A 16,224-nucleotide genomic window follows, 5' to 3' on the forward strand; every position below is an offset into this window, starting at 1 on the left:
TTTTTTGATAAAAAAACAGCACCCTCTCTTCAGAGTGTGCTGTTTTTTCAAAAGGGGCTATTTCCCGACAGCCCCATTTTCTTTTTTTTGTTTTAGTAAATTAACGGCTCCATTTCTTCAATGATATAAGGAGTTTCCTGGTATACACAATAGTTCAACCAGTTTGAAAACAATAGTTGAGAGTGACTTTTCCACTTAACTTCTATATTGCCATCCGGATTGTCTTCTTTGAAATAGTTAACTGGAATCTCGTTGATACCTTTCTTTAGGTCTCTTTCATATTCCTTCTTCAAGGTTTCCCTGTCGTATTCTCCATGCCCCTGTACAAAGATCTGTCTCCTGTTTGAAATCGAGGAGATGTGAACCCCCGCTTCTTCAGATTCAGCAAGAATTCTCATTCCCGGAACTTTTTCAAACTCCTCCTTGTCAATTTGTGTGAATCTTGAGTGAGGTGCACAAAACGAATCATCAAATCCCCTCATCAGTCTTCCACCTGCAGATGTAACACTATGTTTGAACACTCCAAAGAGCTTTTTGTCCATAAACCTTCTCTTAAGCCTAAAGTGATGATATAGCGCTGCCTGTGCTCCCCAGCAGATATGCAATGTACTAAAAACATTCCTTTTTGAGTACTCCATCAACTGAACAAGCTCATCCCAGTAATCTACTTCCTCATAGGGCAGATTTTCAACAGGTGCTCCTGTAATGATCATCCCATCGAATTTTCTGTTTCTAATGTCCTCAAATGTTAGGTAGAAGTTATCGAGGTGTTCCTGCCTGGTGTTTCTTGATTCATGTGATCTCATATGAACCAGGTGAATATTTATCTGGAGTGGAGTGTTGGCTAGCATCCTGATAAGCTGTGTCTCAGTCTCAATCTTGGTTGGCATAAGGTTGACTATGCAAACTTCAAGTGGTCGTATATCCTGACCATAGGCTCTGGCATCCTCCATTACGAATATTTTTTCATTCTTCAATATATCATAAGCCGGGAGGGATCCCGGAATTACAACTGGCATATGTCATCCTCCTTTCCTTAGATGTTTTTAGTTACCTGAGTTATGGCATGATCAAAATCAGCCATTATGTCCTCTATATTCTCAATCCCAACTGAAACCCTTATCAAATCGGGACTTACACCTGCCTTAATCTGCTGCTCTTCTGTAAGCTGTCTGTGGGTAGTGCTTGCAGGATGAAGTATGCTGGTTCTCAGATCTCCCAGATGCACTACAAGTGCTGTCAAATCCAAATGCTTTACTAGTTCCTTGCCTGCCTGTGCGCCTCCCTTTATTCCAAAGGTCAGGATTCCACTTCCTCCCTTAAGATATTTCCTTGCTGTATCATATGTTTTGTGAGATTCAAGAAATGGATAATTAACCCACTGAACTCCAGGATGGCTCTCTAGAAACTTTGCCAGATTGAATGCATTCTCACAGTGTCTCTCCATTCTTAAGTGAAGTGTTTCCAATCCAAGGTGGAACAAAAAAGCACTGAACGGACTTAAGGTCATTCCAAAATCCCTTAACAGTTGAACTCTTGCTTTAGTTATATATGCAGCTGGACCAAAATCCTTAGAATAGCTTATTCCATGGTAGCTTGGATCAGGCTCCACCAGTTCTGGAAATTTTCCATTGTCCCAGTTGAAGCTTCCCCCATCGATGACTATTCCTCCAACACTTGTTGCATGCCCATCAGTGTACTTTGTTGCCGAGTGGATTATTATGTCCACACCATGCTCAAAGGGCTTGCAAAGAACTGGTGTTGCCAAAGTATTATCTACTATAAAGGGAACATCCAAGATTTTTGCAACCTTGCCGAACTTCTCAAAATCGAGAATATTAAGACCCGGATTTCCAATTGTCTCTCCAAATACCGCCTTTGTGCTGCCTCTACCTGCCGCTGCTATCTCCTTAAGCGTTGCTTCAGGGTCGACAAAGGTTACTTCAATTCCAAACTTTTTAAGAGTTACCCCTAGAAGGTTGAATGTACCTCCATAAATTGTTGATGCAGCAATTATATGGTCACCTGCATTGCAGATGTTCAGTATTGCCAGTGTAGTCGCAGCCTGACCTGATGAAGCAGCAACTGCTCCCACGCCTCCTTCAAGAAGAGCCATCTTGTTTTCAAACTCGGTTACTGTAGGATTGCTGATTCTGGAATACATATGCTCGGCACTCTTAAGATCAAACAGGTCTGCCATATCATCAGAATCATAGTACTGATATGTTGTACTCTGGACTATAGGCAATACCCTCGGTTGTCCTGAAGCCGGTTTGTAGGTTCCCTGTACGCATTGTGTTTCTAGTGAATAATTTCTCATGTCATCCTCCTCCTAACTGCAACTCGTCAATCAAAAAAAATAAAACCGCTTCAATAAGAAGCGGTATATACCTTTTCTTATCTTCCAGTACACATTTGTACACTGTTGGAATTGGCACCTTGCGCATATGCGTAGGTTGCCGAAGCTTCACAGGGCCATTCCCTCCACTTCTCTTGATAAGTTACAATTATTAAATTTTAGTATTTCAGTCTATATTATTCTCTTTGTCAATCTTTGTCAAGAGCCTTTTTAAACTTTATATCTCATGACTCTCATGGCATTAAGGACTGCAATCAATGCCACTCCGACATCTGCAAATACTGCTTCCCACATGGTTGCCATACCTGCTGCTCCCATAACCAATACAATTCCTTTGACCCCCAGAGCAAAAATGATATTCTGCCATACGATTCTTTTCGTCCAGGATGCTATGTCAAGAGCCACAGGAAGCTTTGTAAGCTCATCTGTCATGAGGACAATGTCAGCTGCCTCTATTGCGGCATCAGAGCCAAGAGCCCCCATTGCTACCCCTATATCAGCCCTTGCAAGCACAGGGGCATCATTTATCCCATCGCCAACAAAAATCAGCTTCTTGTTTTTTTGAAGTCCACCCGTCAACTCTTCAATTGCAGCAACTTTATCCTGTGGCAGCAGCTCTGAGTATACCTTGTCTATTCCAAGATCTTCAGCCACCTGCAGTGCAACCTGTTCCCTGTCACCGGTAAGCATTACTACATTTTGTACTCCAAGTTGCTTAAGTCTCTGGATTGATTCTTTTGCATTGGATTTTATTTTATCTGCAATTTGAATATATCCCTGGTACTCTAAATCGACTGCAATATGAATAATGGTTTTTCCATTGTCCTCTGCTTTTACCGTTATCCCTTCGTCCTTAAACAGCGATGAATTTCCAAGCAGCAGCTTCTTCCCGTCTATTTCAGCCATAACCCCAAGTCCAGCAAGCTCCTTGTATTCTTTTACAAGGCTCGTATCCAGCTTGGTTTTATTTGCCTTTACTACAGACTGAGCAATTGGGTGAGAAGAATGACTTTCGCCTAAGGCCGCAAGATAAAGAAGTTCCTCACCAGACATTTCTCCGGATGATATCACATCAACAACCTGGAACTTTCCTTCTGTCAAGGTTCCCGTCTTGTCAAACACCACTGTGGAAACCGAGTTTAAGGCCTCAAGATAATTTCCTCCCTTGACTAGAATACCCTGTCTTGATGCACCTCCAATTCCACCAAAAAATCCAAGGGGAATCGATATCACAAGAGCACAAGGACAAGATACGACAAGAAAGATCAATGCTCTGTAAATCCAATCAGAAAACAATGCTCCTTCTATTACCAGCGGTGGAATTATGGCAAGCCCGAGGGCAAAAAATACCACAACCGGTGTATAATACCTGGCAAACTTGGTTATAAAGTTTTCCGTTGGAGCCTTTTTTGATGCTGCATTTTCAACGAGTTCCAGAATTTTTGATACTGTCGATTCGTTGAATTCCTTTTCCACCTTTACCCTCAGGAGCCCCTGTTTGTTAATAAATCCACTTAAAACTGATTCTCCCACTTTAACATCCCTGGGAATCGATTCTCCCGTTAGAGCCGCGGTGTCCATTGAAGATGATCCTACTAGTATCACACCATCCAGTGGTACTTTTTCGCCAGGACGGATTACAATTTCATCTCCCTTTTTAACCTTTTGAGGATTTACCTTTGTAATCTCATCTCCCCGAGCCAAGTTGGCATAATCAGGTCTGATATCCATTAGGTCTGCAATTGATTTTCTAGATTTGTTTACAGCATAATCCTGGAAGAACTCCCCAATCTGGTAGAAGAGCATTACTGCAACACCTTCAGGGTATTCACCTATTGCAAATGCCCCGACTGTAGCTATCGTCATCAGGAAATTCTCGTCAAAAACCTGACCTCTTGTAAGATTTCTCACTGCTCTAAGGATTACTTCTCCACCTATCAGAAAGTATGCCAGAAGAAACAATAAGAGTTTAGGCAATCCATCAACTGGTAGTATCAAGGCTGCAGCAAACAGAACAGCTCCTGCAATTACACCTTTCATATCCTTCGTTGCATGTTGAAAATGATCAGTTCCATGTCCACGGGCTTCATCATCTTCAGCAAGATAATCATCCTTTTCCACAACCTTGACGTGTGGTTCAAAGAAGAGGACTATTTTTTTTACCTGTGTCCCTAATTCATGAGAGTCGCTTTCCTGGTGCACACTTAGGGTCTTGCTTATAAAGTTCAAAGAGGCATCTGAAACCTCCGGAAGTTGCTTGATTCTTGCTTCTATCCTAGAAGCACAATTAGCTCAGTCCATGCCCTCCAAATAAAATTCTCGCTTACTCATTCTTATGCCTCCATCTTAATTATGACTTACATGGACCAATCCCTGGTCCAAAATGTTCATTACATGCTCATCGTCAAGGGAATAAAACACAATTTTCCCTTCCCTTCTGTATTTTACAAGCCCCGACTGTTTAAGAACCCTTAGCTGATGTGATATTGCGGACTGGTTCATATCCAATAGGACAGCAATATCACAAACGCACATCTCAGAGAGGAATAAAGCATGAAGAATCCTTATTCTGGTTCTGTCCCCAACAACCTTGAAAAAATCAGCGGATCTTTCCAATACGCCTTCTTCAGGCATGCCTTCCCTTACCTTATTCACCGTTTCTTCATGTATTACTGTACAGTCACAAACTGCAATGTTTTTCTCAGAACTCATCTCCATATACCCCTTTCATATGAATATCTGTTCATATGTTCAAGTATATTTTACTACTATTTCAAGAATAAAACAAGCCCAAATTTGGTCAAAGAAAAACCGCCTCCACAAGAGACGGTTCATACCCACTATTATCCTTCAATTTCCATAAGTACCTCATTAGGTAGCTCTGGCATTTCTACTGGTACCTCTGGCATTTCCACATAAACTTCTATCATTCTAAGCTGCTGATTCCACTCTATATCAAATCCGTGGTTTTCCAGCTCTCTTGTATGCATCAATTCTTCTGAAGGCTCCATGTCAAGTCCGAATATTTCAACGGCATCCTTAACACTCATATATGACAATCCTTCATCTGAGATTGTTATCTCCACTTCACCTTCCATTGCTTCTGTTTCTGTAATAACCATATACATGTTCTCGTCAACATCAATCATCGCAGCAAGGTTTCTTCCTTCTTCAGGAAATGCCATGCTCCCCATGATAAGATTGTTCAGGTCTTCTTGTGTATATACTTTAACTGATTCAGGAATCTCAACTGTGTAGTCATCCAACCTATTTGAAGTTGACTCCATTGTTAAGATCATCTCTCCAACTGGAGAAGTAAGATAGAATTCTCCCTCTTCTACGTAGCTTTCATCTGTAATTGTAGTTACTTGCTTATAGTAGCTTCCCCTTATTGCTTCTCTTGCAGTTTCAAGCATTGGAACGAATATTTCCTCATACATAGCCAGTGCCTGTTCTATTTCTTCTTCAGTAAGCTCAACTTCCATCTCCTGACCTGTAAGCTCCATCAATTCAGCTGAGTTTTCCAAAGTGAATTTCATATAAGCACCGAATAAATCAACCATCTGGTCTGAATCGATTGTTAGAGTGTAAGTGTCATCCTCTTTTGTCATGTCAAATTCAAAATCTAATTCCATTTCTTCAACAAACTCTAGAATTTCAAGAAGGTACTGCTTGTCTACCTGTGGAACTCCTTCTCCACTTTCCAGCATAACGTATTCTTCTTCAATTTGAACCGCATCGCCCATTTCCATCTTTTCAGCGATAAACTTTACAATTTCCGTGTTCAGGTACATGTCTGATCCCTGAGTAATCATATGAATTGTTGGAATTTCAAGCTCTGGATCTTCAGTTGTAATAACAATTTCCATCCAAGCTGTCATGTTTTCCAAATTTCCAGCTGACTTCAGATTTACATTAAACACCATTGGTTCTTCTTCTGGCATTGTAAGTGTAATTTTTATATCTGATTCGCCTTCCATCGCTACCCATTCATCGTACATAACCTTTAAATCTTCCCAGTACTCTCCGGCTGGCGTCGCTGGAGCAGCTGATGCAACACTAGTTGAGAACAAGGCTAAAACTAGAACTAAAGCCAATATTACTTTCTTCATTTAAATCTCTCCTTTTCTTATGTATCTTTTACGATTTATTCCACTTTAACAGTGGAATTTATCACCATAGTACATTCGTCTTTATTTTAACACATTTTGCTATAAGGTTGTGATAATTTTTGATTTTTGTTGAAATTTTAACCTTTTTGTAACTATTTCTGTCCATAAGTCTTGAACTTTTCCCTCATTCTCTCCATCTCATCTGGCTGAATCAAAACCGGCTCGCCCATGGACTTTGTTCTGTAATACAGCTCACAGCAAAATTCGATATCCTCAGCAATACTGAACGCCTTCTCAACAGTGCTGGCTCCAGCCAGCATTCCGTGATTTGCCAACAGAACTGCCTTTCTGTCCCGCATTCCTTCCAGTGCATTTTGGGCAAGTTCTTTTGTACCAAAAGTTGCATACTCAGCGCACCTTACATTATCCCCTGCAACCGCAATCATGTAGTGTACAGGTGGCAAATCCCAGTTCATGCATGCTATTGTGGTTGCGTATATGGAATGAGTATGTACCAATGCCGAAATGTCTTCTCTGTCTTTATAGAATACCCTGTGAAGTTCATATTCTGAAGAGGGTTTCCTGTCTCCGTCAATTACATCTCCATCAAGATTCATCACAACGATATCCTGGGCTCTTGTTTCCATATAATCAAGACCAGAAGGACTGATTGCCATAAGTCCAGAGTCTCTGTGAAATATACTGATATTTCCGCCTGTTCCTGTTGTAAGATTCCTTTCTATCAACATTTTCCCGTATTCAACTACCTTTTCCCTAAGTTCCTTCAGCAGCATAATATTACCTCCTCCACTCTTGTTCCTTTATAGTAACAATCCCTGAATAGTCTGTCAATTACAGGATTTCTGTAACCTGATTGTTACACACTAAGAGAGTTTTTTTTATATAATGATGAAGAGAAAGGAGTCAAATTATGAAAAATAAAATATATTCTCTTCTGATTCTGACAATTATATTTGGAATCATCCTGTCAGGATGCGGAAGTTCTAGCCAAGATATGAATACTATGACAGCTGAAGATTCTATTGAAAGCTTTTTTCCGTTTGACGATTCTCTCTTGGAATCAGAATTTACTAGAAATAAAATAGAGAGCTACTTGCTCCAAATTAATCCTGATGTTGATATATCTGAGGGACATTACGCCATCGGTGACCTTACTGGCGATGAGATACCCGAAATAGCTATGTACATCAAAAGGAATCCTGCAAACATTGATGACCAGGGATCTCTTTTAGTCTATAGCTATGACTCTTCAGAATATGTTTTGACAGATAAGGTCCACATGAATTACGACAATACAAATTATATTCTTAAAATTGGAAATATAAGCGACAATGTCAGAGGGCTCTTATTGAGTAATCAGGTTGGCTCCAAAGCCGGGGTCACATACGGATTTATCCTTGAAGAAAGAAGTCTTAAAAACATACTAAACCCAAAAAAAGTTAACCTTTTCTCAGTTACGACATCAAACAGCATCATGGACATTGACGGAGATGGAATACTTGAATTCAGCATCTGTTCAATTGACCCGGAAACCACTGCTGATAACCCTTCTGATGCAGACATAATAGAATTATGGTACAGGTGGAATGGCAAGGACAGTGCTGATTTTATAGACATATCAGAGAATGCATCAGAAGATTCCATGATAGTTGCTACTCCCAGAGAATCTCAGATGATGGAAGCTCCTCAGGAATTTGGCATTATGACCGAGACCGAGGAGTCACAAATCGCGGTAATGACAATTGATGAACCTTATCCTGGAAATACTGATTACAGGGATTACCTTATTGAAAACCTTGATAATTATTCAGCAATGGAAGTCACAAACAACCTTAAGGAACACATCTTTTCACTTAAGGTAAATAAAAGCTACCGAAGTCTTGATGTAGCTACACTGTTTTCAAAGTATATGAAGGACTATTCCTTTGATTCTTTCTTTGAAAAATATGGTCTTTCACAGGAACGACTTAATGATGAGGAGTACCTTGGCAGAGACCGGATTCTACAATCTGAGTCTGATCTTAAGGAAATGATGATTAGAAACTTGGATCTTGGTTATCTACTTGTGGCCGGAAATGGTAAATATAACTACGAGATTGACTATGGTGGGTTTGTGGATGACTTCGGTGGAAATATCACAAATGAATTCCGAAAGTATCTAAAGATAATGTCCAGAGAAACCTCTTCGCCTCATAGAAACAATGGGCTTCTGCTTATCGATAAGTCGTCTCTTGCAGATAGAATAACTGAAATCGAGGCCTTTAGACTAACATACAGCTATTCTGAGTTTAAGGATGAAGTTCTGGCAATTTATGAAAACTATATGAACTCCATGTTGTATCTGACCCAGACAGGTGATGTTTTTGACCAGGAAACCGGAAACTACAAAGATAATTCAAAACAAATCCTGCAGGAAATAATAAACAAATATCCTGATTCTCATATGTCAGATGTAATAAATATAATGCTTGAAAAAGTAGAAACAAGTAATGGAATCATAACTCCAACCATAAGAAAAGAAATTTCATCAATGATCCCTTAGTTATCATTAAAAAACCTGCCTCTAAATAAAAGGCAGGTTTTTTAGTGTCTTAGTGGTCCATGACTGGTTCATACTCTCTACTACTTATATAGTATTCAAACAATTTAGCTATAGTGGCTTCGTGATAAGGCCTTACAAATATGCTTCCTATTCCGAAGAATAGAAGCCCAAGCATATACCATCCAAGAAATGATAGATCAAGAACAAAAATCTCGCCCTTCTGACCATCTGTCATTCTCTTGCTAATTTCTATTGCCTCATCAAGAGGCAGCTCAGGATCTTCTGATAAAATGTAAGGAACCATTCTATACTGATAGTATTTAATTATGCCTGGGATTATAAATAGCAATGTCCAGAGAAAAATGTATAATTCAAGCAAAAAAATCTTTCCTGCAATGGGAAACCATTGACCTTTTTTAAAGGTCGAAAACAGATTTCCAATTTCAACATCTCCTTCAAAACCCCTAAGAAAAAACCTCTTTTCCCCTACCTGCAAAGCATTTCCAATTATTATACCCAGTACAATTGCGAAAATGATAATTGTAGTAAACACCCCGAAGGTTGTTGCGAAAACAAAAGGATTATCCAAACCTATACCATCAGAAGTAAAGTTGAAAATTTCATTTCTTGGACTAAGATCAATTATATACTCTCTGTTTTCGAGTACAGATCCATTTTCAACATTATAGTATTGTTCATTCTGAGACTCGCTTCTTCCGGATCCTCCCGTAACGATTGCCACTATGAGACAGACCACAAAAGCTTTCCAGTAGTTTCTTCTTAGGAAATCTTTAGCCTCTTGCTTCAAACCTGCTCTTGACCACATTTTCTACACCTCCAGTCCAATACTACCAATTTGTTAAAGCCTTGTCAATCCAAAAACCTGATCGAAATCAGGCTTCTAGCTAAATCATATTTATTGGTAATGAATCCTTTGAATGCTCTTTGACCGACTCCTCAACCATATGTGATGCCGCTCCCTTTACATCCTCCAGCTTTTCCCTTGCAACTGAAAGCATAAGCTTAATTCTATTCTCTTGGTTTACTCTGGTTGCTCCAGGGTCGTAATCTATTGGTACGATATTGGCTCCCGGCTTAATAGCCTTGATGTTGGCCAGCACACCCTTGCCAACTATATGGTTTGGAAGACATCCAAAAGGTTGAGTCACCACGATGTTTTCGTATCCCTTGGATATAAGTTCCATCATTTCAGCTGGCAGCAGCCATCCTTCACCCATTTTACAACCTAATCCAATTACACCCTTAACCAAGGATTTCAGATGCTTAAATGGTGAAGGTGCAGTAAATCCACTGTTATTTTGAATGGCTTCAATCATTATGTTTTCAAGGTTGCCAAGGTATCTGTTGATTCTTTCCATAATAAAGCTCTTCCAGAACTTCCCGCCGTAGAGTTGCTGGTCAATTACCCCGTTTTCAACAGTGTACATAATAAACCCCATTAGTCCCGGGACCATAACCTCACAATTTTCCTTGTGAAGAAATTCCTCCAGTTGGTTGTTGCCCAGGCTTGAGAACTTGACATATATCTCACCTACGACTCCGACCTTTACCTTATGACTGTCTTCCCTTGGAATTGCATCGAAGGATATTACAATTTCCTTCATCAAGGTTTTCATTCTATGCTGTTTTATTGTTTTTCCAGACTGAAATTCTTCACCCAGCCTATCAACCCAGTAGTCTAGATTCTTAAGGCTGTCTCCAGTGTTCTTTTCATAAGGTCTAACCTGATTGTGCAAAAGCATTAGCAGGTCACCATAAATCAGCGTTGCCATGGATTGCTTAAGCATTGGGAAAGACACTCTGAATCCGCTGTTTTTTTCCATGCCTCCTGCATTTAACGATATTACCGGCACATGATCATAACCCGCATTTATCAAGGCTTTTCTTAGCAAGTGTATATAGTTTGAAGCTCTGCAGCCTCCTCCAGTCTGAGTAATAAGCAAGGCAACTCTGTCTGTATCATATTCTCCTGAATTAAGCGCATCAATCATCTGACCAATCACAAGTAGAGCTGGATAGCATGTGTCGTTATGAACATTTCTCAAGCCTTGATTTACAACTGAAACTCCGGTATTCTTAAGAATCGTCATTTTATAACCAAAGTTCCTGAACACCTTCTCCAGAAGTGCAAAGTGAATTGGTGTCATATCAGGGCATAGAATTGTATATTCTTTTTTCATCTTCTTCGTAAACTCAACCCTGTTAACTCTTACGCCCATAACCCTTACCCTCCTTGTCCTTTTGTTCAATTGCAGAAAGCAAGCTTCTTATCCTGATTCTTACAGCTCCAAGATTTGTAATTTCATCAATTTTCAACTGCGTATAGATTTTCCCCTTTTCTTCCAAGATAGCCTTTATCTCATCTGTTGTTATCGCATCCAGACCACACCCAAATGACACAAGCTGTACCAGCTCCATATCGTCCTGATTCCCGACATACTCTGCTATGGAGTATAGTCTTGAGTGATATGTCCATTGATTCAATACATCCACTGTCGTTTTCGATGCAAGATTACCTATTGAGTCCTCACTTATAACAACCACTCCATATTCAGTGATAAGTTTTGATATCCCGTGGTTTGTCTCAGGATCAACATGATATGGCCTCCCTGCCAACACAATTATTTTTTTCCCATTCTCTCTTGCTATTTGAATAAATTCCTGTCCTTTTGACTGGATTTTTTTGATATAGCTCTTGTATTCCTTGATTCCTCTGTCTACGGCAAATTTGACTTCACTAAGTTTTATATCCTTGTTGGTCTTTTTCAATATTTCATAAAGCTTCTTTGAAAGAACTTTTTTGTTTTGAAGTCCCATATAATCAAAGACAAAATTTGTTTGATCCAGTCTTTCAATATTTGCAGCAATTACCTCAGGGTAATATGCCACGATAGGACAGTTGAAGTGATTATCTCCCATCTTTTCATCGATATTATACGTCAAGCAGGGGTAGAAGATTGTGTCAACTTCCTTATCAATTAGATACTCAATATGTCCGTGGACAAGTTTTGCTGGAAAGCAAACAGTATCCGATGGAATTGTATGTTGTCCCCTAATAAACAGCTCTCTTGAAGTAAACGGAGAACGTATTACCTCGAAATCAAGAAGGGTAAACACCGTATGCCAAAAAGGCAGCATCTCGTACATATTGAGAGCCATAGGGATTCCAATGCTTCCGCGTCTTCCCTTGATGGATTTATATTCCTTGAGAAACTTAAGCTTCTCATCATAGATATCATACTGTTCTTCAATATCCCTGTTTTTTACCGGCCTGTCACATCTGTTTCCACCGATATATTTTCTATTGTCACCAAAGCTGTTTACGGTCAGGCTACAATTATTTTCACACAATCCGCACATTACAAGCTTAACCTGATGATTGAATTTTTTCAGCTCATCCATACCTAAAAGTGATGAATGATCATTCCCTTTGTCCTTTGCATAGATGGCTGCACCAAATGCCCCCATCAGTCCGGAGATATTCGGTCTGATGACCTTGCGCTCAAGTTCATCCTCAAATGCCTTCAGAACTGAATCGTTATAGAAGGTACCTCCCTGAACAACTATGTTTTCTCCCAGATCTTTAACAGATGATGCTCTGATTACCTTATAGAGGGCATTTTTGATTACACTAATGGACAGACCTGCTGATATATCTGCAATACTTGCTCCATCCTTCTGTGCTTGCTTTACAGATGAATTCATAAACACCGTGCACCTTGAACCGAGATCCACAGGGTCTTTTGAATATATACCCAGATTTGCAAATTCTCCAATCCCATAACCAAGCGCCTCTGCAAAAGTCTGAAGGAATGACCCACAGCCAGAGGAACACGCCTCATTAAGAAATATGCTATCAATTACTCCATCCCTTATTTTAAAACATTTAATATCCTGTCCGCCGATATCTATAATAAAGTCAACCTCCGGCTTGTATTTTTTAGCCGCAGTGTAGTGAGCAATGGTTTCAACTACTCCAAAATCAAGTGAAAAAGCATTTTTCAACAATTCTTCACCATAACCTGTAACAGCTGATGTCTTTATTGTTATGTCTGGATACTTTCTATAAAAATCCATTAAAAAATCTTTTATCAAAGGAACTGGATTTCCTTGATTTGATCTATATATACTATGCAGAATCCCATCCTCTTCATCCATAATGACTGCTTTTATTGTAGTCGATCCTGCATCTATTCCCAGGTATGCATTTCCTTTATATGTAAGTGGGTCTGAGTATTTAACCTGTTCTCTGTCGTGTCTGCTCTTAAAGATCATGTATTCTTCTTCGTCCTCAAAGAGCTTCTTTAATCCACCATAGGTTTTCCTGGTTGTATTGGCATCCAGTTTTTCAATAAGCTTCTCAAGATTGACAGGTGTTTCAATATCGCTTATAGCCGCTCCCATTGCAACAAAGTATAGCGAATTCTCTGGACATATTCCATTTACTCCAAGGGTCGAATTAAAAGTCTCTCTTAGCTGTGAGAAGAATGTCAACGGACCTCCCAGATATACTACCTTCCCTCGGATTGGTCTTCCCTGTGCAAGGCCTCCTATTGTCTGATTAACCACTGCCTGAAATATGCTGGCCGACATATCGCTTTTACTAGCACCTTGATTAAGAAGAGGCTGGATGTCAGACTTTGCAAACACTCCACATCTGGATGCTATTGTGTATTGCTTTTCATGACTTTTTGACAGATCGTTCATTTCAGTTAGACTTATACCCATAAGCGTTGCCATTTGGTCAATAAATGCTCCTGTACCACCGGCACATGAGCCATTCATCCTTACCTCAAGCCCGTTTGAAAGGAATAGAATCTTTGCATCTTCTCCACCTAGCTCTATTACAACGTCAGTTCCTTCAACTTCCCTCATTACTGCAAGCCTTGTTGCGTATACCTCTTGAATAAACGGTACGCCATGCTTCTCTGCCATACCCATTCCAGCTGATCCGGATATTGAAAGACTAGCTTCCTTTACTTCGGGAAACTTGTTCATTATTTCATTTAAAAGCACCACCGTTTTTTCCCTGATTTGAGAAAAGTGCCGCTCATAGGAATGAAAGATTAAATTATCCTTCTCATCCAGCACGACACATTTCAAGGTTGTGGAACCGACGTCCAAGCCAATTTTCATCATGATCACCTTAATCCCTCATATTATGCCATCATTTTACTACATTTATCGACAAAAGTCTATCTATACCAGTTCTCAATTCATACCCCCTCGATGAATTACAACAAAATCAAAGATTTTGAATAATTCTATCGATAGGGTATTTATACAGACTTTCCTTTCTTGTATATAAGACCGAAAGGTGCTTTGCTAAGCAGTTCATATGAAAGAACGACCGCAAAATCCAGCGAGGATTTCGTAATGTTTTGATTCCTCCAAGCGAAGCGGCATAGGAATCAATTAAGAAAACGAGCGCTTGATTTTAGTCGGACTTGAATCCAGAACTGTGAGTAAACACCTAAGGTCTTTAGAACCCTGACAAGTAAATTCTTGAATTAGAAAGAACCAGGTAATTAACCTGGTTCCATAATCTATCCCCTCTGATAATTAGGAGATTCCTTTGTAATTGTTATATGATGCGGATGGTTTTCTACAAGACTAGCACCTGTAATCTTAATCATTTTCGCCTTGTCCTGAAGCTCAGGAATATCCTTTGCTCCAATATAACCCATTCCTGATTTTAATCCACCAATCAGCTGATATACAACATCTCCAAGCTTTCCTTTGTAGTGAACTCGACCTTCCACTCCTTCAGGTACATACTTCTTGGTATCCTCCTGGAAGTATCTGTCCTTGCTACCTGAATCCATGGCTCCCAGGGAACCCATTCCCCTGTATTCCTTGTATCTTCTTCCTTCAAATAACACTTCTTCTCCTGGACTTTCCTCAGTGCCGGCAAACATTGAACCAGCCATCACTATATTGGCACCTGCTGCAATTGCCTTTGTGATATCTCCTGAGTATTTGATTCCTCCATCAGCTATAACCGGTACTTCATATTCAGCTGCAGCCTTTGCACAATTCATAACTGCAGTAACCTGCGGAACTCCAATTCCAGTTACAACCCTTGTAGTACAAATTGATCCTGGTCCTATTCCAACCTTTACTGCATCCGCTCCTGCATTTATGAGATCCACAGTAGCCTCAGCCGTTGCTATATTTCCTGCAATAACCTGAAGGTCAGGAAAGTTTGTTTTAATCTTTGTTACTGCCTCAAGTACCCCTTTGGAATGTCCGTGTGCCGTATCTAAGACAACTACATCAACCTGGCTCTTAACCAAAGCAGCAACTCTATCCATCATATCTCCGGTTACTCCAACAGCTGCCCCTGCCAGAAGCCTGTCCTTTTCATCCCTTGCTGAATGCGGAAATTCAATTGATTTCTCAATATCCTTAATCGTAATTAAGCCACTAAGCTTGAATTCATAATCTACCAGTGGCAGTTTCTCAATTTTATACTGCTTCATGATTTCAAGGGCTTCATCCATTGTTATATCAATCTGGGCAGTTATAAGGTTATCCTTTGTCATAACCTCATCGATTTTTCTGCTAATATCTTTTTCAAATCTTATGTCCCTGTTGGTAAGAATTCCAACCAAAGTATTGTCCTCTTCGATTATCGGTACTCCCGATATTCTGTATCTCTCCATAAGTTCAAGTGCTTCGGCTACAGCATGATCCTTTGATAATGAAAAAGGATCAGTAATTATTCCATGTTCAGATCTTTTTACCCTATCCACTTCAAGAGCCTGTTTTTCTATGGACATGTTCTTATGAATAATTCCTATTCCACCTTCTCTAGCTATTGCAATGGCCATCTTTGACTCTGTTACAGTATCCATTCCAGCTGTCATAAGTGGTATATTCAACCTGATCTTCTTAGTTAGATTAGTACCTGTATTGGTATTTCTTGGCAGTACCTCTGATTTTCCTGGCAACAACAACACATCATCAAAGGTTAAGCCTTCTCCCACAAATTCCAAATTAACTCCTCCTTTTAATTCACACCCATTTTTATTTCTTTATAATGTAACAAAAGCAACCGGTAATGTCAAGTAAAGAAAAAAGGAGCCTTAAGCGAGGCCACTGAAAAAGTATACTTTAAACAGTGCTATTCAGTGTGATAAGTAAATATTAAAAGACAGAATTCCATT

11 protein-coding genes and 1 riboswitch are annotated in these 16,224 nt (G+C 39.7%); of the genes, 1 reads left to right on the forward strand and 10 read right to left on the reverse strand.

Annotation, left to right across the window (positions count from 1 at the left end; translation table 11 throughout):
• Positions 1 to 92: 92 nt before the first annotated feature.
• From metA to ACOEN1_RS12730, 6 genes are all read right to left on the reverse strand, one after another.
• Complete coding sequence (metA, locus tag ACOEN1_RS12705) at positions 93 to 1,019, reverse strand: homoserine O-acetyltransferase MetA (protein ID WP_422487277.1); 927 nt, start codon at positions 1,017 to 1,019, stop codon at positions 93 to 95.
• A 17-nt stretch (positions 1,020 to 1,036) separates the two neighbouring features.
• Positions 1,037 to 2,320 (reverse strand): O-acetylhomoserine aminocarboxypropyltransferase/cysteine synthase family protein, encoded by a 1,284-nt coding sequence (locus ACOEN1_RS12710; protein ID WP_422487278.1) that lies wholly within the window; start codon positions 2,318 to 2,320, stop codon positions 1,037 to 1,039.
• 74 nt (positions 2,321 to 2,394) lie between these two features.
• Positions 2,395 to 2,503: riboswitch (SAM riboswitch) on the reverse strand.
• Between the two features lie 66 nt (positions 2,504 to 2,569).
• Positions 2,570 to 4,399, reverse strand: coding sequence for a heavy metal translocating P-type ATPase (locus ACOEN1_RS12715; protein ID WP_422487287.1), 1,830 nt, complete (start codon positions 4,397 to 4,399; stop codon positions 2,570 to 2,572).
• A 306-nt stretch (positions 4,400 to 4,705) separates the two neighbouring features.
• Positions 4,706 to 5,071, reverse strand: coding sequence for an ArsR/SmtB family transcription factor (locus ACOEN1_RS12720; protein ID WP_422487279.1), 366 nt, complete (start codon positions 5,069 to 5,071; stop codon positions 4,706 to 4,708).
• Positions 5,072 to 5,202: 131 nt separating this feature from the next.
• Positions 5,203 to 6,471, reverse strand: coding sequence for a hypothetical protein (locus tag ACOEN1_RS12725; RefSeq protein ID WP_422487280.1), 1,269 nt, complete (start codon positions 6,469 to 6,471; stop codon positions 5,203 to 5,205).
• Between the two features lie 152 nt (positions 6,472 to 6,623).
• The gene (locus tag ACOEN1_RS12730) at positions 6,624 to 7,265 is read right to left on the reverse strand and encodes an L-fuculose-phosphate aldolase (RefSeq protein ID WP_422487281.1); all 642 of its coding nucleotides are present in this window, start codon (positions 7,263 to 7,265) and stop codon (positions 6,624 to 6,626) included.
• Between the two features lie 137 nt (positions 7,266 to 7,402).
• Here ACOEN1_RS12730 and ACOEN1_RS12735 point away from each other — a divergent pair, with 137 nt between their 5' ends.
• Entirely contained in the window at positions 7,403 to 9,034 is a 1,632-nt protein-coding gene (locus ACOEN1_RS12735) for a hypothetical protein (protein WP_422487282.1), read from the forward strand.
• A 49-nt stretch (positions 9,035 to 9,083) separates the two neighbouring features.
• Here ACOEN1_RS12735 and ACOEN1_RS12740 read toward each other — a convergent pair whose 3' ends face one another.
• From ACOEN1_RS12740 to guaB, 4 genes are all read right to left on the reverse strand, one after another.
• Positions 9,084 to 9,860, reverse strand: coding sequence for a DUF975 family protein (locus ACOEN1_RS12740; protein WP_422487283.1), 777 nt, complete (start codon positions 9,858 to 9,860; stop codon positions 9,084 to 9,086).
• A 79-nt stretch (positions 9,861 to 9,939) separates the two neighbouring features.
• Positions 9,940 to 11,274 (reverse strand): hypothetical protein, encoded by a 1,335-nt coding sequence (locus tag ACOEN1_RS12745; RefSeq protein ID WP_422487284.1) that lies wholly within the window; start codon positions 11,272 to 11,274, stop codon positions 9,940 to 9,942.
• Entirely contained in the window at positions 11,258 to 14,191 is a 2,934-nt protein-coding gene (locus tag ACOEN1_RS12750; protein ID WP_422487285.1) for an acyl-CoA dehydratase activase-related protein, read from the reverse strand. Before ACOEN1_RS12750 ends, ACOEN1_RS12745 begins: the two co-directional genes overlap by 17 nt.
• Positions 14,192 to 14,601: 410 nt before the next feature.
• The gene (guaB, locus tag ACOEN1_RS12755) at positions 14,602 to 16,053 is read right to left on the reverse strand and encodes an IMP dehydrogenase (RefSeq protein ID WP_422487286.1); all 1,452 of its coding nucleotides are present in this window, start codon (positions 16,051 to 16,053) and stop codon (positions 14,602 to 14,604) included.
• Positions 16,054 to 16,224: the final 171 nt, after the last annotated feature.

This window comes from Gudongella sp. DL1XJH-153 (assembly GCF_049310905.1).
Classification (GTDB): domain Bacteria; phylum Bacillota; class Clostridia; order Tissierellales; family Tissierellaceae; genus Gudongella.